We start from the raw sequence: 24,230 nt of genomic DNA, 5'->3' as shown, positions 1-24,230 counted from the left end.
AGACTTTATCCTTCGCCGCATTCCGCCGCCACCCTGGCCGGGTGGCATCTGTTCGACGAGGACCCCGATGAGCGATTGCGGCTGCCACCATGAGGCAAAGAACGCACAGGAGCGGCGCGTACTGCGCATCGCCCTGGTGCTCAACGCCGCCATGGCGGTGATCGGCGGCCTTGCCGGCTGGGTCGCCCAGTCGACCGGCCTGCTGGCCGACGCCCTGGACATGCTGTCCGACGCCACCGCCTACGCGATCGGCCTGGTGGCCATTGGGCGCACCGCCCGCTTCAAGGCGAACGCGGCCTGGCTCAGTGGCAGCGTGCTGCTCGTGCTCGGTATCGGCGTGCTGGTGGAGGTGGGCCGGCGCGTCGTCTATGGCGCCGAGCCGCTCAGCGGCTGGATGATCGGCACCGCGCTGCTGTCGCTTGCGGTCAACGTCACCGTCCTGCGCCTGCTTGCCCCGCTGAAGGCGGGCGAGGTCCACCTGCGTGCCACCTGGCTGTTCACCCGCGCCGACGTGGTGGCCAACATCGGCGTCATCCTGGCCGGTGTATTGGTACTCTGGCTCGCCACCCCGTACCCGGATTACGTCATCGGCACCCTGATCGGCCTGTACGTGATCAAGGAAGCCATCGAGATCCTCGGCGATGCCCGCCGTGCCTGCGCCGAATCGAAATCGCCCTCTGCATGACCTCGCGCCGTCCCCCGCTGTCCCTCTGTCGCTGGCTGATGCTGGCGGCATTGGCGTTGAGCGTGGTCCTGCAGCCGGTGCTGGGCTCGGTGAGCGAATTGCACGAGCTGTCGCACGGCGCCGCGAGCGTGCACGACATCAGCGAAACCGGAGCGCCCGATGAAGAGGGCAATGCCGCCGGCACGCTGCACGTCATGCACCACTTGGCTCACTGCTGCGGGCATGTGGTGCCTACACCCGCTGCACCGCTGGTGCTGCCCCGGATCAGTCACAGCGAACCCACGAACCTGACGGACTCGGGCCTTGTGCCTAGCGGGCGATGGCTCGCCCCCTTCCGACCTCCGATCTCGGCCTGACGCCCCACCGGCGCTGATGCCGGCTTCTGGCCCTTTCCGATTGGAGTGTTTCCATGTCTGTGCGACTTGCGGCGTTCGCCGCACTGGTCGCCGTGTCCGCCATTGCATGGCCGGCGAACGCGGCTGATCGACTCTCCCTGGACGACGCATTTGCGCGCGTCGCCGAATCCCATCCCGATCTGCGCCTGCTCGGGGCGCGACACAACGTGCTCGCCGCCGAACTGGGCCGCGCAACCCTGCGCCCCCCACTGGTCGCCGGCGCCAGCGTCGAGAACGCTTTCGGCACCGGCGAGGCGAGTGGCCTGAGCGGCGCGGAGCTGACCCTGACCCTGGCGTCGGTGCTGGAGCGTGGCGGCAAGCTCGATGCGCGTCGCACGCTGGCGCAAAGTCGCATCGATGCCCTGGCGGTCGAGCGCGAGGCCCGGCGCCTCGACCTGCTGGCGGAAGTCGCGCGTCGCTACTTGGCGATGGTCGCCGCGCAACGCCAGCGCGAGATCGCCGAGCTCGACATTGCCCAGCGGCAACGTACCGTCGCCGGAGCGCGGCAACGGCTGCAGGCCGGCGCTTCGCCCGAGTCGGTCGTGCTGACCGCGCAGGCGGCCCTGGCCCGAGCGGAGTTGGATCGTGCCCGTGCCGAGCAACGCCATGCGGCGGCGCGGCAGCACCTGGCCGCCCTGTGGGGCGAGCGATCACCCACCTTCGACGCGGTGGCTGGCGACCCGACGGTCCTGCCCGAGGTGCCTGCGTTTGCCACCCTGGCGAGCTTGCTGGAACAGACGCCCGAGCTTGCGCAGTTCGTCGGTGAGCGCCGTATCCGTGAGGCGCGCCTGCAACTCGCGCGTGCCGATGCCAAGGCGGATCTGGATTGGGAAGTCGGCATCCGCAGGTTGCAGTCAACAGACGACTTGGCCCTCGTGGGCAGTGTGTCGATGCCGCTGGGCGCGAGTCGCCGCGCGCAGCCGGAGATCCGCGTGGCCGAGGCCGAACTCACCGCGCTGGAGATCGAACGCGAGTCCAAGGGGCTGTCGCTGTATTCGACACTGGCCGAAGCGCACGGGCGCTACCTCACGGCGCAGGTGGAGCTGGATCGGCTGCGCACCGACGTGATGCCCAAGCTCGCCAGGGCCGAAGCGGCGGCCGAGCGCGCCTACCGCGCCGGGGCCATCAGCTACCTGGAATGGGCGCAGTTGCAGTCCGAACGCACCGCCGCGCGCAAACAACAACTCGACGCCGCGTTTGAAGCCCAGCGCGCCCTTATCGAAATCCAACGCCTGACCGGAGCGCCTTTCGTGGCGGCACCGACACGGGCGACGCAAGGAGACACCCCATGAAGTGGATGCACCGGATCAGCGCGCTGACGCTGGCTGTCCTGTTGGGCGCTTGTGGCGGCGCCAAGCCCGCGGGTGAGCCCGGCCATGAAGACGAATCGCAGGCCGAAGCGGGCGGCCACGAAGAGGAAGGTCACGAAGAGGCGATGGATCGCACCACCATCGCCGCGAAGGTGGCGCAGGACGCCGGCATTCGCGTTGCACCGGCTGCCGCCGGGGTGATCGCCGACGAGCACGAAGTCCAGGGATTGCTCACGCCCGTCGAAGGCCGCGTCGCCAAGGTCATGGCGCGCTTTCCCGGCCCGATCCGTACGCTGCGCGCCAACGTGGGCGACCGCGTGCGGGCCGGGCAGCCGCTGGCCACGATCGAGAGCAACCTGAGCCTCACCACCTACACCGTGCCTGCGCCGATTTCCGGCGTGGTCCTCGCGCGCAACGCGTCGATCGGCACGGTCGCCGGCGAGGGCGCGGCGCTGTACGAGATCGCGGACCTGTCGGAGCTGTGGGTGGACCTGCACATCTTCGGCGCGGACGCACAGCACATCACCGCCGGCGTACCGGTGTTGGTTACCCGCATGAGCGATGGCGTCACCGCCGAAACCACGCTCGAACGCGTGCTGCCGGGAACCGCCACCGCGAGCCAGAGCACCGTGGCGCGTGCCACGATCCGCAACCTCGACGGCCTGTGGCGGCCGGGTTCCGCGGTAAAGGCGCGGGTGACGGTCGATCACCAGCCCGTTAACCTCGTGGTCCCGCTCGGCGCGCTGCAGACCGCCGGCGAGGACGATGTGGTGTACGTGCGCCGGGGCGACACCTACGTCACGCGCCCGGTGCGGGGCGGGCGCCGCGACGCACAGCGCGTCGAGATCGTGTCCGGCCTGAAGGCCGGCGAGCAGGTCGTGGTCGAGCAGAGCTTCCTCGTCAAGGCGGACATCGAGAAATCGACCGCCGAGCACGAGCACTGAGGTCGCCGCCATGCTCGAAAAAATCATCCGATTCGCCATCGCGCATCGGTGGCTGATGTTGCTGCTCACGCTCGCCCTGGTCGGGCTGGGCGTGTGGAGCTTCACGAAGCTGCCGATCGATGCCACGCCGGACATCACCAATGTCCAGGTGCAGATCAATACCGAGACGCCGGGCTACTCGCCGCTGGAGGCCGAGCAGCGCGTCACTTTCCCCATCGAGACGGCGCTGGCCGGCCTGCCGCGCCTGGACTACACCCGATCGCTGTCCCGCTATGGCCTGTCGCAGGTGACCGTCATCTTCGAGGACGGCACCGACATCTACTTCGCCCGCCAACAGGTATCCGAACGCCTGCAGCAGGTGAAGTCGCAGCTGCCGGAAGGATTGGACCCGGACATGGGGCCCATCGCCACCGGCATGGGCGAGATCTTCATGTACACCGTCGACGCCGATCCGACGGCGCGCAAGCGGGACGGCACACCGTATACGGCCACCGACCTGCGCACCCTGCAGGATTGGGTGGTGCGTCCGCAGATGCGCAATACGCCGGGCGTTACCGAGGTCAACACCATCGGTGGCTTCGAACGGCAGATCCACATCACGCCGGATCCGGCCAAACTGGTGGCGCTGGGCTTCACCCTGCATGACGTGGTCACGGCGATCGCGGCCAACAACCAGAACGTCGGCGCCGGCTACATCGAGCGCAACGGCCAGCAGTTCCTCGTTCGCGTACCGGGCCAGGTTGCCGATCTCGATGCCATCCGTGAGATCGTGCTGGACCGGCGCGAAGGCGTGCCGATCCGGGTACGCGACGTGGCGCTCGTGGGCGAAGGACCGGAACTGCGTACGGGTGCCGCGACACAGAACGGCCGCGAGGTGGTCATCGGCACCGTTGTGATGCTGGTGGGCGCCAACAGCCGGGAGGTATCGCAGGCCTCCGCGGCGAAGCTCGAAACGGCAAACGCGAGCCTGCCTGAGGGCGTCACGGCCCGTCCAGTCTACGACCGCACCGCACTGGTCGACCGCACGATCCACACCGTCGCCAAGAACCTCATCGAGGGCGCGATCCTCGTCGTCGTCGTGCTGTTCCTGCTGCTGGGGAACGTCCGCGCTTCATTGGTCACGGCGGCGGTGATTCCGCTGGCGATGCTGTTCACCGTTATCGGCATGGTGCGCGGCGGCGTGTCGGGCAACCTGATGAGCCTGGGCGCGCTCGATTTCGGACTCATCGTCGACGGCGCCGTGATCATCATCGAGAACTGCCTGCGCCGCTTCGGCGAGGCGCAGCACGCCCTCGGCCGCACCATGACGCGGGAGGAACGCTTCGACCTGACCGCGGTCGCGACGGCCGAAGTCATCCGTCCCAGCCTGTTCGGCGTCGGCATCATCACCGCCGTGTACCTGCCCATCTTTGCGCTGAGCGGCATCGAAGGAAAGATGTTCCACCCGATGGCGATCACCGTGGTGCTTGCGCTGACCGGTGCGATGCTGCTCTCGCTCACCTTCGTGCCGGCGGCCGTCGCCACCTTCCTGGGCGGCCGCGTCGAGGAGAAGGAAAACCGTCTGATGGCATGGACCAAACGCCGCTATGCACCGATGCTGGCCTGGTCGTTGAAGCGTCGGGGCTGGGTGCTAACTGGCGCTGCCGCCTTGGTAGTGCTGTGCAGCTTGCTTGCTACCCGTCTGGGCACCGAGTTCATTCCGAACCTGGACGAAGGCGACATCACGGTGCAGGCGCTGCGCATTCCCGGCACCAGCCTGACCCAGTCGGTAGCCATGCAGGAAACACTGGAGAAGACGCTGGCAGGCTTCCCGGAAGTGGAACGCGTGTTCGCCAAGATCGGCACTGCCGAAGTGGCCAGCGACCCCATGCCGCCGTCGATTTCAGACACCTTCGTGATGCTCAAGCCGCGTGAGGACTGGCCCGACCCACGCAAGCCGAAGGACGAGTTGCTGGAGGAGATGGAAGCGGCGATCACCAGGCTGCCCGGCAACAACTACGAGCTGACCCAGCCCATCCAGATGCGCACCAACGAGCTGATTTCCGGCGTGCGTGCGGACGTGGCGGTCAAGATCTATGGCGACGACCTCGACCAGCTGGTCCGCACGGCGGCGCAGGTGCAGCGAGTGATGGCGGCCGTGCCCGGTGCGGCCGACGTCAAGACCGAACAAGTCGCCGGCTTGCCGCTGCTGACCGTGGTGCCGGATCGCCAGGCGCTCGTGCGTTACGGGCTCAACCCAGGCGACGTGCAGGACACGGTGGCCACGGCCGTAGGCGGCGAGGTGGCCGGCCAGTTGTTCGACGGCGATCGGCGCTTCGATCTGGTCGTACGCCTGCCCGAAGGTGTGCGCCAGGACCCGGCCGCACTCGCCGATCTGCCGATCCCGCTGGGCAGCAACGGCGAGGCCGACGAATCGAGCCGGCCGGCAAGCTGGGTGGGCGATGCGCCACGCACGGTGCCGTTGCGGGAAGTGGCGCGCATCGAGTCCACGCTTGGCCCCAACCAGATCAACCGCGAGAACGGCAAGCGCCGCGTGGTCGTCACGGCCAATGTGCGCGACCGCGACCTCGGCGGCTTCGTCAACCAACTGCAATCGGCGATCGAAGCGAAGGTCCGGGTACCCACTGGCTACTGGATCGAATACGGCGGCACGTTCGAGCAACTGATCTCCGCGAGCCGGCGCCTGGCGATCGTGGTCCCGGTGACGCTGGTGATCATCTTCGGCCTGTTGTTCATGGCCTTCGGTTCGGCGAAGGATGCGGCCATCGTGTTCAGTGGCGTGCCGCTGGCGTTGACCGGCGGCGTAATCGCACTGGCATTGCGCGGCATTCCGCTGTCGATCTCCGCTGGCGTCGGCTTCATCGCGTTGTCGGGCGTTGCCGTGCTGAACGGCCTGGTGATGATCGCGTTCATCCGAAAGCTCCGTGAGCAAGGCGATTTTCTCGACAATGCGATCGTGGATGGGGCGCTGGGTCGCTTGCGCCCGGTGCTGATGACGGCGCTGGTGGCCTCGCTCGGTTTCCTGCCGATGGCGCTCAACGTAGGCGCAGGTTCGGAAGTGCAGCGCCCGCTGGCGACGGTCGTGATCGGCGGCATCGTGTCCTCGACATTGCTGACGCTGCTCGTGCTGCCGGCGTTGTATCGCTGGCTGCATCGGCAGGCGGAGGGTTCACCGCGGGCTGCGAACGCTTGATCGAAACTTCATGCAGGCTGCGGCCACTTAGGAGCACAAGACATGGGTGCAGGACACGATCACGGGCTGGGCGAAGTCCAGCATGAGAAACCGTTGTGGTGGGCCTTCGGACTCACCGCCGCCTTCCTGGTCGCCGAGGTGGTGGGTGGCCTCGTCACCAACAGCTTGGCGCTGCTGTCCGACGCGGCTCACATGGCCACCGAGGGTTCACCCCCGTTTTCACGGACACTTACGAGAAGGCCGATCGAGGCCATGAGGAGTGTTCATGTCGAAGCGAAGGAAGTTCAGTGCAGAGTTCAAGCGTGGCGCGGTTGAGCAGGCGAGCCAGCCGGGCGTCAGCTGCGCTCAGGTGGCACGGGAGCTGGGGATCCGGGACACGCTGCTGACCCGCTGGAAGCGAGAGGCCCAGAGCCAAGGCAAGGTGGCCTTCGGCGGCACCGGCACGCCCCGGGATGAGGAACTCGCCCGCCTGAAGCGCGAGCTGGCCCGGGTGAAGAAGGAGCGGGATTTTTTAAGAGAAGCGGCGACGTTCTTTGCCAAGGGATCGTCCTGAGGTATCAGGCGATCGAACGTTGCCGCGATGAGTTCCCGGTTCGGCTGATGTGCCGCTGCCTGCGGGTCTCGGCCAGTGGTTACTACGACTGGAGCAAGCGCCTGCCAAGCACCCGCCAGCTCGACAACGAGTGCTTGCTCGACCGCATCCGTGAGCTGCATGAAGACAGCCGGGGCACGCTGGGCGCCGGTCGGATGCAGGAAGATCTGGCCGATGCCGGCGAACCCGTCAGCCTGAACCGGGTGGCGCGCCTGATGGCTGAAGATGGCCTGCAGGGCTGGCCGCGGCCGAAGCGGCGTGGGCAGCGTGGCCGGCCCGCGCTGACGCCGCCGGGCGTGCGCAACCTGCTCGAACGGGACTTCACTGCGCTGGAGCCGGAGACCAAGTGGGTCACCGACATCACCGAACTCAAGACCGGCAGGGCAAGCTGTGCTTGTGCATCGTGCTGGACCTGTTCGACCAGCGCGTGGTGGGCTGGTCGATGCACCATCGGCAGGATCGGCAGATGGTGATCCGGGCCGTGCAGATGGCGGTCTGGCAGCGTCAGGGCAGCGACCCGGTGATCCTGCATTCCGATCGCGGCAGCCAGTTCCGGAGCGGCGACTACCAGCGTTACCTGGCGGCCAACGAACTGGTGTGCTCGATGAGCGCGGTGGGCCATTGCGGTGACAACGCGGCGTGCGAAGGCTTCTTCGGCCTGCTCAAGCGCGAGCGGGTCCACCGCATGACGTATCCGACACCCGATGCCGCCAGGGCTGATGTGTTCGAATACATCGAGCGGTTCCACAACCCGAGGATGCGGCGCAGGGTGGCCAGGAAAGACCGGAAGCTGTCAGCTCTTTTACAGCCGTCCGTGATTTCGGGGTAGAACCCCGCGGTACGGATGGTGCTGGAGCATCAGGGCGAGCACGGATCGCAGTGGGCGGCGATTGTCTCGATCGCAGGCAAGGTAGGGTGCACGCCCTAGTCGCTGCGTCGCTGGGTCCGTCAGGCCGAGCGTGACCGCGGCTTGCGCAGCGTGCCGACTACCGACGAGCAGGCGCGGATAAAGGCGTTGGAGCGGGAAGTACGCGAGCTGCGCCAGGCCAACGAGATCCTGCGCAAGGCGTCAGCGTATTTTGCCCAGGCGGAGCTCGACCGCCGGTTCAAGCCATGAGAGGGTCGGCAGGGATTCGTGTAAAAACGGGCCGAAAGTGAGCTAACTGCCTGTCGCAGCTGGCTTTCTTGGCCGCTCCAGAAAATCGAGGGTTGGGCAGCACTCTCCCGCCGGCACTTGGGCGCACCGCGCTATCTTCTGTTCGAGATCCCTCTCCAGCTGTCGCAGCTCGCGGATTCGTAGACGGACATCGACGAGCTTTCGCTCGGTCAGCTGACGGGTCTGCTCGCAGGAACGTTCGCCTGTGATCTCTAGCAGGCCAGCGATCTCGTCGAGGCTGAATCCCATCATCTGAGCGCGCCGGATGAACTGAAGCCGATTGACATCGTTTTCGTCGTAACGACGCACGCCTCCTATGGGTCGCTCGGGTTGACGCAGCAGCCTACGTCGCTGGTAGTAGCGCACGGTTTCGACGTGCACATCGGCCGCCGCCGCCAGCCGGCTGATCGTAAACGTGTTCGGACGCACGGCTTGACTCCGTACCTAGGTACAGAGGCTAGTATGCTCTGATGCAAACAACCCCGGCCAAATCGTCTGTTCCAGCCATCGTTGGCGCGAGCATCGCCGCCATTGGCGCATCGGTCTGCTGCGTCGTGCCGCTGGTGCTGGTCCTGCTGGGCATCAGTGGCGCCTGGATCGGCACCCTGACAGCTCTCGATCCCTTGAGGCCCTGGTTCAGCGCCGCCGCCGTACTGTCCTTGGCCGTGGCGTTTTGGATGCTGTATCGACCGGCGGCACGGTGCGGTGTGGATGGCAGTTGCATCGCCCCGGACGCTCTGCGACGCAGGCGACGTTGGCTCTGGTTGGCGACAGCCCTCATCGTCCTGTTGCTGCTGTTTCCCTATTACATCGTCTGGATTCTGTAGGAGGCGCGATGCACAAGTGGATACTGGCCCTGGTGGCTGCTCTGTCGGTCGGTGCCGCTCTTGCGACGCCCGCAACCGTAGTGATGCTCGATGCTGAGAACATGACCTGTCCCGCCTGCGGCATCACCATCAGGAAGGCGCTGGAGAAGGTGCCGGGCGTGGCCGATGTGAAGGTGGACACCCGGGCTGAAACAGTCACGGTGACGTTCGAATCGAGCCAGACGGATGCAGCCGGAATCGCGCGTGCAGTCACGGAAGCAGGCTTCCCGGCCAAGGTGCGGACTCGCGGTGAGTGACGTCAAGCTGGAAAGCGTCTTGACCTGCCCGGAGTGCGGCCATCGGGCGACCGAGACAATGCCCATCACAGCGTGTCAATTCTTCTATGAGTGCACGGGCTGTGGAGCGGTTTTGCGTCCGCATCAAGGCGACTGCTGTGTGTTCTGCTCGTTCGGAACAGTGCCATGTCCACCGATCCAACAGAACAATCCCTGTTGTGGTTGAACCGCGGACTCCGATAATAGTTGGACAGACAGGCTGCGAGATCGACTGTGCCACCCTGGAAAGCGCGCCGCTCAACCAGCGGTGTGCATGCGAAGTGGTCGACATCCTCCGTCTGCACGAGTCGATCCGGGGTGCCTTTCCGGAGTTCACGACTGATCCCGCCGTACACGCGCACTTATTTTCACCCTATGCCTTGTTCGTTGATCGGCCCGCGTTGGAGGCCATGGGACGAGTCGCGGCGGCGGTCTTCGACGTCGCAGGAAACCCGGGATATAGCCAACGGGTCCTGCAATGGGCCCCTGACATTGCAACCCATGATCCGGGTTCTGCGGGGGGCGTCCTGGGGCTGGACTTTCACCTGACCGTCGACGGCCCGCGGTTGATCGAGGTCAACACCAATCCAGGCGGGCTGCTCCTCAATGCCGTGCTGCTCGATGCCGTGAGATCTTGCGCGCCGGCTGCGTGGACCACCTGGACCACGGCGACGGAGGCCCATAGCGCGGCTGTAGCCGCCTGGCTTGACGATGCCCGGCAGCAGTCGGGCCGCGCGCCGTCCCGTGTGGCCATCGTGGACAGCGCCCCGCGGGAGCAGTTCCTCTACCCCGAGTTCGAGCTGTACGCGGACGCATTCCGGGAGCACGGCGTGGACTGCGTGATACGCGCGCCCGAGGATCTGAGGTTCGGCCCGGAGGGGCTTGCAGATGCCGACGGCCCGATCGACATGGTCTACAACCGGTTGACCGATTTCGCGCTTGAGGAAGCTTCGCATGCGGACCTTCGTCAGGCTTATCTCGCAGGGGACGTCGCACTCACCCCTCATCCGCGTGCGCACGCGCTGTTCGCCGACAAGCGCAACCTGGCGGTGCTTGGAGACGCGGCTTTGCTCGGCGGGTTTGGGGTCGATGCGGGTTTGACAGCCCTGCTGGCCGAGGTGATCCCGACAACGGTTGAAGTCGTCCCCGGAAACCGGGATGCGCTGTGGGCAGCGCGCAACGGCTACTTCTTCAAGCCTGCAGCAGGGTTCGGCAGCCGTGGCAGCTATCGGGGCGACAAGCTCACCCGGCGAACGTGGGAGTCGATGGCGTCGGCGACCTACATCGCACAGGCCTTCGCGCCACCGAGCATGCGGATCGTGCATGGGGGCCAGTCGCTCAAGGCGGACGTGCGCTGCTTCGCGTCCGAGGCGGGTGTGCTGTTGTTCGCGGCCCGGCTTTATCAGGGCCAGACTACGAACATGCGCACCCCAGGTGGTGGATTCGCAGCGGTGCTCACGACGCCACTGATCGGCGAGTAATCCTGGCTGGGGCCGCCCTGGCGGTATGCCGTGGACTACAGCCAGGCCAATGCTGATTCGGCCAGCTCGCGTTCCTCATCGATCGCGACGTTCCAGATGGCCGGCCCGCTCGCGGCATCGATCCGCGTGGCCCCAGCATCGTTGTCGTCAGGTGCCAGCGCCAGGCCAAGCCAGCCCAAGCGCGCGATGATCCGCGCCCGCAGACCCGGCGCGCGGTGGCCGATGCCGCCGGAAAAGACGACATGGTCGAGTCCGCCGATTCCCGTGGCCATGGCCGCGATGGACTGCGCGATCCGGACTGCGAAGAGGTCCATGGCAAGCTGGGCCTGCGGGCCAGGATCGGCAAGCAGCACGCGCATATCGCCGTGCCCGGCGATGCCGGCAAGACCTGCAGTGTGGGACAAACCATCTTCAATCGCTTGCGCGTCCAGCCGTTCGTGCCTGAGCAGGTACAGCAACGCACCGGGATCGAGATCCCCGGAGCGGGTAGGGCTCGGGATTCCCCCCAGCGGAGTGAGCGCCATGGTGGTGTCGCGGCTCCGACCGTCCTCGACGGCGCAGACGCTGCAACCACCCCCCAGATGCGCGAAGACGGCGCGGCTCCGCAGGATTCCGGCGTCCTGGCTGGCCACGACTCGCAGTGCAGAGGCGAAGGCGAGTCCGTGGAAACCGTAGCGGCGGACGCCCAGCGCATCCCATGCTTCGGGGATGGGCAGGCGCTGGCTCCAGGGTGCGAGTGTCACGTGGAAGTCCGTGTCGAAGGCCACGCCCTGGCGGGCTTGCGGCCAACGCAGGCGCGCGGCACGCGCGAACGCGAGGGCGACCGGCTGGTGCAAGGGTGCGAATGGCACCAAGGCATCCAGTTTCGCAAGTACATCTTCGTCGAGCTCGCTGGCGTTGCGCAGGTCGCCGCCATGTACGATTCGGTGGACCACCACGTCGGGGCCGGGCGCCGGTATCGACAATATTTCGAGCAGGGTGGCAAGTCGCTCTTGCGCATCCGCGCCGACGGCAATCTCGGCCCGGGAGCGCTCCACGACGCGTGGCTGCGCGCCTGGCCCCTCAGCGTGCAACAGATAGCACGCGCCCTTGAGGGTGGACGAGCCAACGTTGAGTGCCAGAAGCCGGCGCGTGGTCATAGGTGTCGCCAGTTCATGTTCATGGGGACCGTACCGCCCGGCGCAACAGCTGCGCATTGATCGCCACCACGATGGTGCTCAGCGACATGAGCACTGCACCAAGCGCGGGTTGCAGCATGATCCCCCATGCAGCGAGAACGCCGGCAGCGAGCGGGATGGCGACGATGTTGTACCCGGCGGCCCACCACAGGTTCTGGATCATCTTGCGATAGGTCGCCTTGCTCAATGCAATGATCGCAGGGACGTCGCGCGGGTCGCTGCGCACAAGTACGACGTCGCCAGCCTCGACCGCGACATCCGTCCCTGTGCCGATGGCGATGCCGACGTCGGCTGTGAGCAGCGCCGGCGCGTCATTGACGCCGTCGCCCACCATCGCGACGCGCTTCCCTTGGGCCTGCAGTTCCTCGATCTTTGCCACCTTGTCCTCTGGCAGGACCTCGGCGAAGACGGTGTCGATATTGAGCTCCTTCCCGACCGCATTGCCGACTGCGGTGGAATCACCAGTCAGCAGCACAACCTCCAGTCCGTTGTCGTGCAGACGCTTGACCGCATCGAACGATTCGGGACGGATGGCGTCAGCGATCGCGAACACGGCGAGCACCCGGTCGCCTTCCACCAGGTAGGTTGCAGATTGACCATCGGCTGCCGCTGATTCGGCAGCCCGCCGAAGCGTCTCCGGCGGTTCGACCGCGAGCATTCTCAACAGACCCGGCCCGCCAACGTGGAGCGAGCGCTCCTCGACGACTGCGCGCACGCCGCGTCCCGGCATGGACTCGAAGTCCTGCGACATCGGAACGTCGATGCCATGTTCCTTGGCGCTGGTCATCAGCGCCTGCGCGATCGGATGTTCAGCGTCGCGCTGGACCGACGCGGCCACGCGAAGCACCTCGTCGTCGGTGAGTCCATCGGCGGCAGTGGTCTTCACGACGCGGTGCGAACCGAGCGTGAGCGTGCCTGTCTTGTCGAACACGACCGTGTTCAGCAAACGGGCCTCTTCCAGGCCGCGTCGATCGCGCACGAGCAGGCCGTTCCGTGCGCCAATCGTGGTCGAGATGGCGGTCACCAGCGGGATGGCCAAACCCAGCGCATGGGGACAGGCGATCACGAGCACGGTCACTACGCGCTCGATCGTGAAGCTCCACGGTCGACCGAGGAGTGGCCAGACAATGGCGGTAACCGCGGCGGAGACGATGGCGATGATCGTGAGGTAGAACGCCGCCCGGTCCGCCAGGGCCTGGGCGCGCGAGCGCGACGTCTGGGCCTGCTCGACGAGCCTCATGATACCCGCGAGCGCGGTCTCGTCGCCGGTTCCCGTCACCTCGACACGCAACGAGCCCTGTCCGTTGACGGTGCCGGCGATCACCCGGTCGCCCGTCGACTTGTCCATCGGCTTGGACTCGCCGGTGATCATCGCTTCGTTGACGGCGCTGGTCCCTTCCTTCACGACGCCGTCGGCGGGAATGCTCGCGCCGGGCCTGATGAGCAGCAGGTCGCCGCGCTTCAGTTCCGCGACAGGGACTTCCTTCGCGGTACCGGCCTCATCCAACCGCACCGCCATATCAGGCAGCAGCTTCGCGAGTTCCTTGAGAGCGCCCTGTGCCTGGTTGATCGAACGCATCTCGATCCAGTGGCCGAGCAACATGATCGCCACCAGCGTCGCCAGCTCCCACCACAGGTCCAAGCCCTCGACAACGCCGAGCGTGACCAACGCGCTGTAAAAGAAGGCGACGGTGATCGCAAGCGAGATCAGCGTCATCATGCCCGGCAGGCGATTTCTCAGCTCGTGGTATCCGCCGCGGACGAACGGCGAGCCGCCGTAGAAGTACACGATCGTGCCGAACACCGCCGGGATGTACGCCGACCCCGGGAACTGTGGTGCGGTGTAGTCGAACCAATGCTGGATCATCCCGCTCCAGATCAGAGTGGGGATGGTCAGCAGCAGCGTGAGCCAGAACTTGTCGCGGAAGCTCGCCACGCTGTGGCCGGCGTGCTTGTCGTGCCCGGCATGGACGTCACCTTCAGCACCCGTGCGGGGATGCGGCGGTTGCTCGCCGTGCGCCTGATGATCTTGATGATGATGATTGTGTTGCGTCATGGGTCTGCCTTCCTGGATGCACTGATGCGCCGGGCACCAGCGGGGAGATAGATCAGTGTTCTGTTACAAGTGTCCCGATCTGGCGATGGCCATCACCAGCCGCAGTGAGAGCAATCCCGCAGCAGCGAAAGCCACCATAGCCAGGAAAGGCATGTGACCGAACACTTGCGGGCCGTCGGAATGCAGGCTCAACAGCGCACCGCTTACGTACAGGCCCAAGGTGACCAGGGCCAACGCCAGCCGGTTGCCCGTGCGCGCGATTGCCTCCTGCGTGGAACTCAGGCCATGGTGGTGTACGGAGAAGGCGGGTCGTCCGTCGCTCAGTTGCGCCTGCCGCAACAGGTCGGTGGCGATCTGTGGCAATTGGCGCGCAGTGCGGGCCAGCCGCATGGCAAGCGGCCTGTTGCCGCTGGGGCGGCTGGCTTCGGCAATGTCGGCGATCGCGGCCGCCTGCGCGGACAGCGTCCCCAGCAGGTCCAGATCCGGATCCAGCGCCCGCAGCGTGTTCTCGACCAGGAACAGCGTCCGGATCAGGGACAGCAGGTGGGCCGGAAGCCGGAAGCCAGCGCCCTGCCCAATGCGTGCCACGCGCCAGATTGCCTCGGCAATGGACCACTGCGCCAGCGGACGGCTGGCCATCTCGGCCAGGATCAGGTGGATCTCGCGCACATGCGAGCGGCGGTCGACCTGCGGCGGGAAGAAGCCCATGGCGATCGCTGCATCCAGCACGCCCTCGGCGTCGTCGGCCGCAATGGCCTCGACCATGCCGCCGAGCGCGAGCCGGGATGCAGGGACGAGCACGCCGATCGAGCCAAAGTCATGCAGGCACAGGCGACCGTCGTCAAAGAAGAACAGATTCCCCGGGTGCGGGTCGGCATGGAAGACGCCGGCGCCGAAGAGCTGATGCACGTAGGCACCGAGCAGCGCCCTTGCCAGTGCGGGAGCCGCCGCCGTTCCATAAGCGGCTTCCAGGCGGGTGCCGTGGCTACGATCCTGGACCAGCACGTCGCGGGTGGCGTAGGGCTCAACGACATGTGGCTGTGTGATGCCGGGCAGGGCATCGAGCACCTTCGCCATGCGGCGCATGTTCTGCGCCTCGTGACGCATGTCGATTTCATCGCGCAGGAATGCGCCCAGCTCGTCCACCAGTTCGAGGGGGCGGTGTCGCTTCAGAGGCGGCCAGATCCACTGGGCTACGCGCAGCGTGCGTCGAAGCAGCCGCAGGTCAGCCTGCACTTGAGCGTGGATGCCGGGCCGGGTGACCTTGACGACCACGTCGCGACCGTCATGCATGCGTGCCGGATGGATCTGAGCCACCGACGCGGCGGCCAGCGGATGGTCATCGAAGCTGGCGAAAAGCTCTTCGACGGAGGCGCCGAACGCATGCTCGACCATGTGTCTGGCCTGGTCAGCAGGAAATGCCGGCACGTCGCTGTGCAACCGCGACAATGCCTCGCGATAGGGCGCCGGCAGCAGGTCCCAGCGCAGGCTCAAACCCTGGCCCAGCTTGACGAAGGTGGTACCCAGCCCCACCAGGGTGGCGCTGACGTACGCGGGAAGCCGTTCGGGTCTGCGTCGGCGCAGGCGCAACACCGCGACCCCGAGAGTCAGTCCGGCCCAGGCGATCTGGCCTCCGCGGCGCACCGTGCCCGCCATCAGCGCGAGGTCCTGGCCGGCCGGCTCACGATGCCGGCCCCGCTTCCGCGCGCAGGATGGCGGTCGGATCGCCGCGACCATCCACGGCCGCCAGCTCCGCTTCGGACAGCAGGTTGTCGCGGGACTCGCCGAGGACGCCCGCAGCCGCGTCAACCACGTGCGCCCAGGTGCTGCGGTTGGCGAACAGCAGGCCCGGCACGTCCAGTGTGCCGCCCCGGTTGACGAAGCCCAGCGCCGCGGTGGTGGTGGGGCCGGTGTCGAGTCGGCGCAGCGCACCGAGGAAGGGCTCCGGACGGGTGTGGGTAACGAATACGCGCGGCCGGCCCACCGGAAACAGCGCTTGGACCGCACTGTCGGAGTGCACGTACCTTGCCTCCTCCGGATCGCGCGGGGCGCGAAATCGGCCGGGTTCGGCGAGATAGACGATCGCGGCCGACATTCCGCGTGCGGCCAGACGCGCCTGTGCGCGGCGCACTTCCTGCAGCTGGTACGCGCCGGTGGCCACCAGCAGGATCGCCGCCGTCTCCGGATCGCCGGCGAGGCATGTTGCGCCGGTCTCGGCCAGTGCCTGGGCCTGCTGCGGGGTCAGCTCATGAGGCACCGGACGCTTGGGAACGACCAGTGTGGTGACCGTGCCCCGTTGCGCGTAGGCGCGGGCGAGGGCGGCGGCAGCGCCATTGGCGTCCGGCGGGAACACCACGCGCGAAATGTCGGCCATTTCGCCCATGAGTGCCTCGGCCATGGTCGGATCCTGGTGGGACTGTTCGTTCTTCGCGTTCTCCCACGTGTGCGAGGTCAGCACCAGGGGCACGCCCAGCCAGCCGGGTGGGCGCCCGGCCTGGGCCTGGTGGCGGGCGAAGATCAGTTCCTGACGTACGGCGCCGAGCATCTTCGGTGCAAACGCCTCGTAGGTGACCACCAGGTTTAGCCCGCCCTTGTTGCCGAGCGCCGCGCAGACCACGGCTTCTTCGTTGAGCGCAGTGATGACCGCGCCGGTTGGCGATTCGGCGACGCCGGGCTCGGGCTCGTGCACCCGGTGCTTCATCGCGTCCAGGGTCCGGTCGAGCTTGTTGCTGCGCAGCTCATCGGGATTGCCCACGCGCACCCGCAGTCCCGGATTCGCCTCGGCGATGGCGACGAACTGCTCGTCGAGTGCGGTCATTGGCGAGCTCTCACCGCCGGCGCCGCGGTCGGCGATCGCCGGGACGCGGGGCGGTTCCACCTGGCGATCGGCCAGCGCATGGTCGCGCTCGCGCACCCGCTGCTGGAGATCGTGGCTGTTGAGTGCGGCAACGGCCTGCTCGAGCTCCGACGCGGCCACGAACAGCGCCGCTGCGCCTTCATTGAAGAGCGTGCGCGCCGCGGCATCCTTCGCCGGATTCCCCGGCAGCGGCAAGTTGTGCGAGGCGTTGGTCCCGGCGCCGGGGAAGCCGAAGCCCTTGACGGTTTCGGCGATGCCATAGGGCAGCCGCACGTCGGCGGGAACAGCGGCGCCCGCTTGCAGGCGCGACTCCATCACGTGGATGCCCCACGCGATGCTGGCCGGATCGCGCCCGTTCAGCGCGATCGGATCAAAGCCGTTCAATCGCAGGTGCCGGTCCAGCCACCGCTCGCCGCCCTGCTGGGTGATCTGGCTGCGCTGTTCGATGCGGCGCCCGTTGAGGATGATGATCGGGCTGACCAGTCCGCTGTCCTCGGCGCGCCACCAGCGTGGCGCCCAGTCGCTGCCACGCTGTTCCTCGAACGCACCGTCGCTGAGGAAGGCGACCAGGCGTTCATCCTTGAGCGGCGCATGCACGTACTGCAGCTCGGCAAAGCCGAGATAGCCGCCTTCCATCACGCCCCCGGCGGTGTGCGCATTGACGTGGGAGCCGAGGGGCGACGCCGGCGTTCCGTCCGGATTGAGGGTGTAGGCATAGAAGTCGCTTACGAACCGGCTCAGCCCTTCGCCGGTGCGGTCGTAACGTTCGGCGTGCCGGTCGGTCATGTTGCCAACCAGCACGTTCAGCGCGTCGATGGCGGCCACGCAGTGCCCCTGGCCCATCATCCACGCGCGGGTGACGCCATCCAGGGAATCCATCAGCAGGTAGCCGGCGTAGGCGGGCACCATGTTGAGGGACCCGCCGGTGTGGCCTTCAGGCGTGGTCTTGAAATCATCGACCTCCAGGGCCGCGCCGTCGGTACGAACGCGCTGGCTGTAGGTCATGTGCGCCACCAGCCACATGCCGGCGCTGGTGACGCGGTCGGCCGCGGCGAGCCGCTGCCATGCGGTGCCGGCATCCGGCGTGCGGCCCAGGGCGACCAGCTCGTGCACCATCTGGCGGACCCGGAGCTGGGTAAGCGGGTCATGTCGGATCACCCCGTAGCCGGCCGCCCAGTGGGCGAACGCGGGATCGGCCTGCCGGTGGGCGTCGGCGAGTTCAAGGATCCGCTGGCGCTCGGCGGCCGACAGCTGGTCGGCGGTGCAGCAGTTGAGATGCAGGTTCATGGGTCCTCCGGGGAATCGGTCGAAGCGGTCATCAGGGTCGATGCCGCGGCGGCGAGGTCCGCACCCAGCGCGATGGCGTTGGAGGGGTGGGAAATGGTGTCAGTGCTGACGATGCGGGCCAGGCCCGCCTCCTGCAGGCGGGCATAGGCGTCGCCTGCGAACACCGGATGGATGGCGACCAGCAACGGCGACGGCAACGACAACCGGCGCAGGTGTGCGAGGGTCTCCAGGATCGTGTGGCCGGACGACACGATGTCGTCGATCAGCACCGGAGTCCGACCAGCCACGGCTGCCGGGTCGGGCAGGCTGACGCGCACGTCGTAGTCGCCGTGCCGCTCCTTGGCCAGCACCTGGTAGGGCATGCCGGACAGGGCGGCGATGTCCGCTACCCACTGCTCGCTCTCGCTGTCAGGGCCGATCAGCACAGCGTCGGGGACGGTCTCAGCGATCCAGCGGGCCACGGCCGGCGTCGCCGATACGTGGACCGTCGGAATGCGGTAGAGCGACTGCAGGCGCTCGACGCGGTGCAGGTGCGGGTCCACGGTCACCAGCCAGTCGAAAGCCTCTTCGAGGAATTGCGCAAACAGCGGTGTACTGACCGCCTCGCCGCGATGGAAGCGGGTGTCCTGGCGCATATACCCCAGGTAGGCTGCGATGAGGCCGACCGAACGAGCCCCGAACTCGCGCGCGGTCCGGGCGGCGAAGCGCAACGGGAGGGCCAGGGCATCGGCGTTGCGCAGGCTGGCCAGGAGCGCCACATCGGCTCCGGCCAGTGCGTCGTCCAGGGTCACCAGCGACTCGCCATCGGGAAAGTGCCGCCAAGCCACAGGTGCAATGCGCGCCTGCATAGCCTGGTTCATGGTGCTGGCCAATGCTGCATCGGCCGGGAAAGGCATCAGCACACGGGTCATGGAACCTCTCCAAGGACGAAGGGTTGCAAGGTGGCGGCGTGCTCCAGCGCATAGGCCAGCTCGCCCGGAGACTCCGCATGCAGGGTCAGCAGAGGCTGTCCGCGCTCGACCGCATCGCCGACGCGCAGACTCGTTTCCAGGCCGGCGGTGGGGGATGTGGGTGCGCCGGCCAACTTGGCCAGCTTGGCCAGCCTGCGGTTGTCGATTTCCGTGATGCGGCCCGACGCGGATGCCGGAACGTCGGCGGTGAATGGCGCCCGCGCCGGTTCGCGGAAGCCTCCCTGGGCTTCGCAGATCGCCAGGAACTTGGCCAGCGCCCTCCCGGAATCCAGCACGCTGCGCGCGCGCTCCAGTCCGGTGCCGGCGTTGCTGCCCGGTGCCATGTCCAGCAGCGCCGCGGACAGCGCAAGTGCGCGTTCGCGAAGGTCGGCGGGTGCATCGGCTGCGTTGCGCAGCACCTTGAGCACATCGTGCGCCTCGAGCGCCGGGCCGATGCCCCGGCCCACCGGCTGGGTGCCGTCGGAGCGATGGATGCCCAGCTGCAATCCAAGCGCAGCCGCGGTGTGCGCAAGCCGTGAGCCCAGACTGTGGGCCGCAGCCTCGCTGCGCACCTTGGCGGTTGGACCCATGGGCATGTCGATCAGCACGTGGGTGGAGCCGGCGGCGATCTTCTTCGACAGCACGCTGGCGACCAGTTGGCCGTCGCTGTCGAAGTCCAGCGGCCGCTGCACCCGGATCAGGATGTCGTCGGCCGGGCTCAGGCGCACGTTGCCGCCCCAGACGATGCAGCCGCCCTCGCGCTCCACCACCCGGCGCATCGCCGCCAAATCGAGCGCCACCGGCGCCATGACCTCCATGGTGTCGGCGGTGCCCGCGGGCGACGTGATCGCGCGCGACGAGGTCTTCGGAATGCGGTAGCCCAGCGCGGCCACGATGGCCACCACGATCGGGGTGGTGCGATTGCCCGGCAGGCCACCTACGCAGTGTTTGTCCAGCACCGGCCCATCGCCCCAATCCAGGCGCTGGCCAACGGCGATCATGGCCCGTGTCAGCGAGGTCGTCTCGGCGTTGTCGAGGCGGTCGCCCGCGCTGGCCGTGACGAACGCGGCAAGCTCCAGGTCCGACAGCCTGCTTTCCATCACGTCCTGCACCAGGGCGAGGTACTGCGCGTCGTCCAGCCGCGCGCCGAATACCTTGGCCCGGAGCGCGCCTGCCGACGACGCGGGTTCCGCATGCCCGACCCAGGCCAAGGCATCGGGCATGGGATCCAGCAGCGTCCACGCGGCCTCCGACAGGGCTATCTCATCCAGGCCAAGCCGATCGTCGACAACCACGTTCAGCGTCGCCACCAACGTGCGGGCGTCCACGTCCAGCCTCACGCGTGTCATCGCGGCAAAGCCCTCCGAGCGGCAGACTTCGCAGTCGCGATGCATGTAGACCACCGGCTGCTGGTAGGTGTCGATGCCGGCACGGGTGACGCGCAGGCGGGTATGGCCTGCGGCCTGCCCGGTCATTGCGCATCCTCCAGTCCCACGCGCTCCAGGTGCTCGGGCACGCGCGCCCGCCAGCCCAGCTCGCGCTGCACGCGCCCGCGCAACGTGTCGGCTGCATCGGGCTCGCCATGGGTGAGATAGACGACGCGCGGCGCGGATGGCGCGGTGCGCATCCAGTCCAGCAGCTCCCCGGCGTCGGCGTGGCCGGAAAAGCCTTGCAACTGCACCACCTCGGCGCGCATGGGCACCTCGCGACCGAACATGCGCAAGCTGGGCTTGCCCGCCGCGAGCGCGGCACCGCGTGTTCCACCGGCCTGGTAGCCGGCGAGCAGGATCGCGTTGCGGTCATCGGGGCCGAACGCCTCGATGTGGTGAAGCACGCGTCCACCGGTGATCATGCCGCTGGCGGAGATGATGATCATCGGCCCGCGCTGGCGGTTGAGCGCCTTCGACTCTTCCACCGTGTTGACGAAGGTGGCCACGTCGAACATCCGCTGGCAGTCCTCTTCGGACACGTGGTGTTCGGAATGGTGGGCGTGGTAATGCCGGGTCGCGTTGATCGCCATCGGGCTGTTGAGGTAGACCGGCACGCGGGGAATCTCCTTGCGCTCGCGCAGCCGGGAGATATGCAGCATGAGCGCCTGGGCGCGGCCGATGGCAAAGGCGGGGATGACGATCACGCCCCCGCGGGCGGCAACGCGGCGGATGATGGGCGCCAGTTCCGCTTCCTGGTCGATGGGAATGTGTTCGCGGTCGCCATACGTGGACTCGCAGACCAGCACGTCACAGGCGGGCAGCGGCGTGGGCGGATTCATCAGCGATTCCTGCTGACGCCCCAGATCGCCACTGAAGTGCAGACGCTGGCCCTGGACGTCCAAGCTGAGGTGTGCGGCGCCCAGGATGTGGCCGGCGGGATGGAAGCGGACCTTGAAGCCCGACGCGACCTCGATGTCGCGCTCGTAGTCATGCCCCTTGAGCTGCTTCAGGCTGCGGCGGGCGTCCTCCTCGGTGTAAAGCGGTCGAGGTTCCTTGTGCTTGGAGTACCCCTTGCGGGCTGCGTACTTCGCCTCTTCTTCAAGCAGGTGCCCGCTGTCGGGAAGCAGCAGGCCACACAGGGACACGCTGGCGTGGGTGCAGTGGATCCAGCCGCGGAATCCCTGTTTGACCAGCGCGGGCAGGTAGCCCGAATGATCCAGATGGGCGTGGGTCAGGACCACCGCGTCGATGGACGCCGGATCGACTGGGAACGGTGCCCGGTTGCGGTCGCGCAGCTGCTTGTAGCCCTGGAAGAGACCGCAGTCGACCAGCACGCGCTGGCCATTGGCCTCGACCAGGTAGCGCGATCCGGTGACGGTACCGGCGGCACCGAGGAACTGCAGCGTCGGGCGGGAAGTCGAGGTCATGATGAGCTCCGGTTCTGGCAGGAAGTGATGGCGGACAGCGGGCACACGTCCGACGCAGATCGCGCCGGACGCGTGGCTTGCTCACGGTCGAATCAGCTCGACGATGTCATTGACCTTGGGCTTTCCGGAGATCACTTCAGCCTCTGCGTAGTGGTCGTCGAACAGCCCGGTGATGCGCACCTGACCGACGGCTTCCCGGCGAAAGCGCGGCCCGATATCCCGGGGACCGCGGTTACGGCGCTTGTGCCGGATCACATCCAGCACCTGGTCGACCTGGGCTCCGTCGGCCTTGCCGACGCAGACCACCAGTGTGTCGTCCTGCGTCTCCAGAACCTGGCCGCGCATCAACACGTTGTGGCGGAACCCGCCTTCGCTCGCGGAAGCAGCCCCCGGCAGTGCGAAGGAGAAGGCAAAGGCGCCCGCCAGCGCCAGCGCGGCGAACCAGCGATTGGGATTGGTGCGTGGGCCAGCAAAACAGGCGGCATGTGTGACGTTGTTCATTGTGTGGACTCCTTGAATGGATGTGAGGCGAAACAGCGAGACTGCGAGAGCACAAAGGGATGGAACACGACGGTCGGCCTTCATCGGACTTCCCCCGCCGATCGGACAGGACCGCGCCGGCGTCGCGGTATGAAGGCCGGCACCTCCTGCATGTAGCTCACGTAGTCCTCGCCGAAGCGGCTCAGGCAATCTCTCTCCTCACGACGCGCGAGGCGGGCATAGGCCCACACCAGCACCGGATAGCTGGCGAGCGTGAGCAGCGTGGGCCACTGCAGGAGGAAACCAGTCAGTACGAGTACGAAGGCGACGTACTGCGGGTGACGCATGCGTGCATACGCGCCCTCCCGGGCAAGCCGACCCTCACGCTGTGCCCGATACAGCACGGGCCAGGCTGCCGACAGGAGCCAGAACCCGCCGCCGATCAGGATGAAACTCGCCAGGTGGAATGGACCGAAATGCGGATTGGCGCGCCAGCCGAACCACATCTCCAGCAGATGGCCGGCGTCGTGGCTGAGCCAGTTGACCTGCGGATAGTTGGCGCTGAGCCACCCGCCCAAGACGTACAGCGTCAGCGGGAAGCCATACATTTCCGCGAACAGGGCCACGACGAAGGCGGAGAACATACCGAACCCACGCCAGTCCCAACGGGTCAAGGGCTTGTAGAAGCTCCAGGCGAAGAAGATGAAGAACGCGGCGTTGATGGCGGCCAGCAGCCAAAGGCCGTAGCCGGAGTCGGGTGCCTGCATGTCAGTGCCCTCCGTTCGAGGTGTCGGACGTTTCGTCGTTCAGTGCCCGCTTGCTACGGCTCTCATGCTGGCCATGGGGTGTGTCGTCGGCATTGCCGTCGCGCCCATGACTTCCGGAACCTCCATGACCGCCATGCCCCTTGTGCATGAACACATGCATCAAGGGACATAGCAGCAGGATGGCCAGGGGCAACCAGCGAAGCGTCCCCGCAAGGTGGGCGCGGTGCTCGACGCCGAGATAGAACACGGCCAGCGCCAGGAAGATCCAGAAGACCCAGCGTCGGGAGCCTGAGGGGGCAGGACTGGAGGCTGTCATGGCAAATTCTCCTCTGTGGGGCGGCGTCCAAGAAGTCGCCGGGGGGTGGACTTGACGAACCCGCCGCCTTCAGCAGCGGCAACAGATTCGATCAATGCGCAGACGTCATCGCCAGTCGGAATGGAGTCCGGAAGCTCCGCCCAGGCGTGGATGGCACGCTCCATTCGTCCGTGCATGGCGAGCAGCCTGTCCAGTTGTTGGCGGGTGTCGTCGAGCCTGCGCCGAATGATGTCCCGCACAAGCGGACAGGGACTATGTCGCAGCAGGCTGTGGTGGATGATTTCCTCGATTTCCCCCAGCGTGAAGCCAAGGTGTTGCGCCGTGCGAATGAAGTGCAGGCGAAGGAGCTCCGAGGTGGAGAACAACTGGTAGCCGCCCTCGGTACGCGTGGCCGCTTGCAACAGACCGCGCCGCAGGTAGTTGCGCACCACATGCACCGTGACATCGCCCTGCCGTGCCAGCTGGCGGACCGTCATCAGCGGCAGCGTCACTTCTTCCTTGGTCGTCATCGGCTTGCTCCCGGCGAGGTGTTGATCAGGCTAGACCTGTGTCTCGCACACAGGTCAACCGGCCTTGCGGTGGGCG

21 protein-coding genes and 3 pseudogenes are annotated in these 24,230 nt (G+C 67.0%); 12 read left to right on the top strand and 12 right to left on the bottom strand.

The features are described 5' to 3' along the window. The first annotated feature begins 67 nt into the window (after positions 1–67). The 8 genes and pseudogenes from CSC66_RS01200 to CSC66_RS01170 all read left to right on the top strand — a co-directional run. Positions 68–685 (top strand): cation efflux transmembrane domain-containing protein, encoded by a 618-nt coding sequence (locus CSC66_RS01200; RefSeq protein WP_162375446.1) that lies wholly within the window; start codon positions 68–70, stop codon positions 683–685. Further along, a complete protein-coding gene (locus CSC66_RS01195) occupies positions 682–1,041 on the top strand; it encodes a DUF2946 family protein (protein ID WP_162375445.1) in 360 nt (119 codons plus the stop codon). Before CSC66_RS01200 ends, CSC66_RS01195 begins: the two co-directional genes overlap by 4 nt. Before the next feature lie 53 nt (positions 1,042–1,094). Continuing rightward, positions 1,095–2,372, top strand: a complete 1,278-nt coding sequence (locus CSC66_RS01190) for a TolC family protein (RefSeq protein ID WP_043689475.1) — start codon at positions 1,095–1,097, stop codon at positions 2,370–2,372. Then, positions 2,369–3,334, top strand: coding sequence for an efflux RND transporter periplasmic adaptor subunit (locus CSC66_RS01185; protein WP_081770103.1), 966 nt, complete (start codon positions 2,369–2,371; stop codon positions 3,332–3,334). The genes CSC66_RS01190 and CSC66_RS01185 overlap by 4 nt, the downstream gene beginning before the upstream one ends. 10 nt (positions 3,335–3,344) lie before the next feature. Beyond that, a complete protein-coding gene (locus CSC66_RS01180; protein WP_162375444.1) occupies positions 3,345–6,527 on the top strand; it encodes an efflux RND transporter permease subunit in 3,183 nt (1,060 codons plus the stop codon). 42 nt (positions 6,528–6,569) lie between these two features. Next, a pseudogene (locus tag CSC66_RS17765) lies at positions 6,570–6,788 on the top strand (cation efflux transmembrane domain-containing protein); the annotation flags it as partial. Between the two features lie 4 nt (positions 6,789–6,792). Next, positions 6,793–7,948: pseudogene (locus tag CSC66_RS01175) on the top strand (IS3 family transposase). A 15-nt stretch (positions 7,949–7,963) separates the two neighbouring features. Beyond that, positions 7,964–8,238 (top strand): annotated as a pseudogene (locus tag CSC66_RS01170) (transposase); the annotation flags it as partial. 40 nt (positions 8,239–8,278) lie between these two features. Here the strand turns inward: CSC66_RS01170 and CSC66_RS01165 are convergent. Beyond that, a complete protein-coding gene (locus CSC66_RS01165; RefSeq protein ID WP_043766636.1) occupies positions 8,279–8,704 on the bottom strand; it encodes a MerR family transcriptional regulator in 426 nt (141 codons plus the stop codon). A 41-nt stretch (positions 8,705–8,745) separates the two neighbouring features. Between CSC66_RS01165 and CSC66_RS01160 the strand changes: the two genes are divergently transcribed. The 4 genes from CSC66_RS01160 to CSC66_RS01145 all read left to right on the top strand — a co-directional run bounded on the left by CSC66_RS01160 (position 8,746) and on the right by CSC66_RS01145 (position 10,897). Then, a complete protein-coding gene (locus CSC66_RS01160; protein ID WP_017355168.1) occupies positions 8,746–9,102 on the top strand; it encodes a mercuric transporter MerT family protein in 357 nt (118 codons plus the stop codon). 8 nt (positions 9,103–9,110) lie between these two features. Next, entirely contained in the window at positions 9,111–9,398 is a 288-nt protein-coding gene (locus CSC66_RS01155; RefSeq protein WP_028917132.1) for a heavy-metal-associated domain-containing protein, read from the top strand. Then, a complete protein-coding gene (locus tag CSC66_RS17520; protein WP_255683533.1) occupies positions 9,328–9,603 on the top strand; it encodes a GDCCVxC domain-containing (seleno)protein in 276 nt (91 codons plus the stop codon). The genes CSC66_RS01155 and CSC66_RS17520 overlap by 71 nt, the downstream gene beginning before the upstream one ends. Positions 9,604–9,697: 94 nt before the next feature. Beyond that, a complete protein-coding gene (locus CSC66_RS01145; protein WP_162375443.1) occupies positions 9,698–10,897 on the top strand; it encodes a hypothetical protein in 1,200 nt (399 codons plus the stop codon). A 35-nt stretch (positions 10,898–10,932) separates the two neighbouring features. Here the strand turns inward: CSC66_RS01145 and CSC66_RS01140 are convergent, their stop codons facing one another. From CSC66_RS01140 to CSC66_RS01090, 11 genes are all read right to left on the bottom strand, one after another. Continuing rightward, positions 10,933–12,036, bottom strand: a complete 1,104-nt coding sequence (locus tag CSC66_RS01140) for a hypothetical protein (protein WP_162375442.1) — start codon at positions 12,034–12,036, stop codon at positions 10,933–10,935. 19 nt (positions 12,037–12,055) lie between these two features. Further along, positions 12,056–14,131 carry a heavy metal translocating P-type ATPase gene (locus CSC66_RS01135; RefSeq protein WP_238394197.1) on the bottom strand — a complete coding sequence of 692 codons (2,076 nt, stop codon included), beginning with the start codon at positions 14,129–14,131 and terminating at the stop codon, positions 12,056–12,058. A gap of 63 nt (positions 14,132–14,194) precedes the next feature. After that, positions 14,195–15,787 (bottom strand): ABC1 kinase family protein, encoded by a 1,593-nt coding sequence (locus CSC66_RS01130; RefSeq protein ID WP_162375441.1) that lies wholly within the window; start codon positions 15,785–15,787, stop codon positions 14,195–14,197. A gap of 25 nt (positions 15,788–15,812) precedes the next feature. Beyond that, entirely contained in the window at positions 15,813–18,275 is a 2,463-nt protein-coding gene (locus CSC66_RS01125; protein WP_238394196.1) for a phosphoketolase family protein, read from the bottom strand. Beyond that, positions 18,272–19,186 carry a ribose-phosphate diphosphokinase gene (locus tag CSC66_RS01120; RefSeq protein WP_162375440.1) on the bottom strand — a complete coding sequence of 305 codons (915 nt, stop codon included), beginning with the start codon at positions 19,184–19,186 and terminating at the stop codon, positions 18,272–18,274. The genes CSC66_RS01125 and CSC66_RS01120 overlap by 4 nt, the downstream gene beginning before the upstream one ends. Next, entirely contained in the window at positions 19,183–20,700 is a 1,518-nt protein-coding gene (locus CSC66_RS01115; RefSeq protein ID WP_162375439.1) for a thymidine phosphorylase family protein, read from the bottom strand. Before CSC66_RS01115 ends, CSC66_RS01120 begins: the two co-directional genes overlap by 4 nt. Beyond that, positions 20,697–22,082 carry an MBL fold metallo-hydrolase RNA specificity domain-containing protein gene (locus CSC66_RS01110; RefSeq protein ID WP_162375437.1) on the bottom strand — a complete coding sequence of 462 codons (1,386 nt, stop codon included), beginning with the start codon at positions 22,080–22,082 and terminating at the stop codon, positions 20,697–20,699. The genes CSC66_RS01115 and CSC66_RS01110 overlap by 4 nt, the downstream gene beginning before the upstream one ends. An 81-nt stretch (positions 22,083–22,163) precedes the next feature. Beyond that, on the bottom strand, positions 22,164–22,583 hold the full coding sequence (locus CSC66_RS01105) for a hypothetical protein (protein ID WP_024867875.1): 420 nt from the start codon (positions 22,581–22,583) through the stop codon (positions 22,164–22,166). Between the two features lie 80 nt (positions 22,584–22,663). Beyond that, positions 22,664–23,329 (bottom strand): methyltransferase family protein, encoded by a 666-nt coding sequence (locus tag CSC66_RS01100; RefSeq protein WP_162375435.1) that lies wholly within the window; start codon positions 23,327–23,329, stop codon positions 22,664–22,666. Between the two features lies 1 nt (position 23,330). Next, entirely contained in the window at positions 23,331–23,645 is a 315-nt protein-coding gene (locus CSC66_RS17675) for a DUF2933 domain-containing protein (RefSeq protein WP_162375433.1), read from the bottom strand. After that, a complete protein-coding gene (locus CSC66_RS01090; protein WP_141480896.1) occupies positions 23,642–24,154 on the bottom strand; it encodes a MerR family transcriptional regulator in 513 nt (170 codons plus the stop codon). Before CSC66_RS01090 ends, CSC66_RS17675 begins: the two co-directional genes overlap by 4 nt. Positions 24,155–24,230 lie beyond the last annotated feature (76 nt).

The sequence above is a fragment of the Pseudoxanthomonas kaohsiungensis genome (assembly GCF_010211765.1).
GTDB lineage: Bacteria > Pseudomonadota > Gammaproteobacteria > Xanthomonadales > Xanthomonadaceae > Pseudoxanthomonas > Pseudoxanthomonas kaohsiungensis.
This window is presented reverse-complemented; position numbering and strand designations above follow the sequence as displayed.

Bases quoted from the DNA above. Each gene is read 5' to 3' on its own strand.
- CSC66_RS01185 (WP_081770103.1), top strand. From the start codon at position 2,369: ATGAAGTGGATGCACCGGATCAGCGCGCTGACGCTGGCTGTCCTGTTG.
- CSC66_RS01100 (WP_162375435.1), bottom strand. From the start codon at position 23,329: ATGCAGGCACCCGACTCCGGCTACGGCCTTTGGCTGCTGGCCGCCATC.
- CSC66_RS01160 (WP_017355168.1), top strand. From the start codon at position 8,746: ATGCAAACAACCCCGGCCAAATCGTCTGTTCCAGCCATCGTTGGCGCG.
- CSC66_RS01130 (WP_162375441.1), bottom strand. From the start codon at position 15,787: ATGGCGGGCACGGTGCGCCGCGGAGGCCAGATCGCCTGGGCCGGACTG.
- CSC66_RS17675 (WP_162375433.1), bottom strand. From the start codon at position 23,645: ATGACAGCCTCCAGTCCTGCCCCCTCAGGCTCCCGACGCTGGGTCTTC.
- CSC66_RS01180 (WP_162375444.1), top strand. From the start codon at position 3,345: ATGCTCGAAAAAATCATCCGATTCGCCATCGCGCATCGGTGGCTGATG.
- CSC66_RS01125 (WP_238394196.1), bottom strand. From the start codon at position 18,275: ATGAACCTGCATCTCAACTGCTGCACCGCCGACCAGCTGTCGGCCGCC.
- CSC66_RS01115 (WP_162375439.1), bottom strand. From the start codon at position 20,700: ATGACCGGGCAGGCCGCAGGCCATACCCGCCTGCGCGTCACCCGTGCC.
- CSC66_RS01155 (WP_028917132.1), top strand. From the start codon at position 9,111: ATGCACAAGTGGATACTGGCCCTGGTGGCTGCTCTGTCGGTCGGTGCC.
- CSC66_RS01090 (WP_141480896.1), bottom strand. From the start codon at position 24,154: ATGACGACCAAGGAAGAAGTGACGCTGCCGCTGATGACGGTCCGCCAG.
- CSC66_RS01105 (WP_024867875.1), bottom strand. From the start codon at position 22,583: ATGAACAACGTCACACATGCCGCCTGTTTTGCTGGCCCACGCACCAAT.
- CSC66_RS01195 (WP_162375445.1), top strand. From the start codon at position 682: ATGACCTCGCGCCGTCCCCCGCTGTCCCTCTGTCGCTGGCTGATGCTG.
- CSC66_RS01110 (WP_162375437.1), bottom strand. From the start codon at position 22,082: ATGACCTCGACTTCCCGCCCGACGCTGCAGTTCCTCGGTGCCGCCGGT.
- CSC66_RS01200 (WP_162375446.1), top strand. From the start codon at position 68: ATGAGCGATTGCGGCTGCCACCATGAGGCAAAGAACGCACAGGAGCGG.
- CSC66_RS01120 (WP_162375440.1), bottom strand. From the start codon at position 19,186: ATGACCCGTGTGCTGATGCCTTTCCCGGCCGATGCAGCATTGGCCAGC.
- CSC66_RS01140 (WP_162375442.1), bottom strand. From the start codon at position 12,036: ATGACCACGCGCCGGCTTCTGGCACTCAACGTTGGCTCGTCCACCCTC.
- CSC66_RS17520 (WP_255683533.1), top strand. From the start codon at position 9,328: ATGCAGCCGGAATCGCGCGTGCAGTCACGGAAGCAGGCTTCCCGGCCA.
- CSC66_RS01190 (WP_043689475.1), top strand. From the start codon at position 1,095: ATGTCTGTGCGACTTGCGGCGTTCGCCGCACTGGTCGCCGTGTCCGCC.
- CSC66_RS01135 (WP_238394197.1), bottom strand. From the start codon at position 14,131: ATGACGCAACACAATCATCATCATCAAGATCATCAGGCGCACGGCGAG.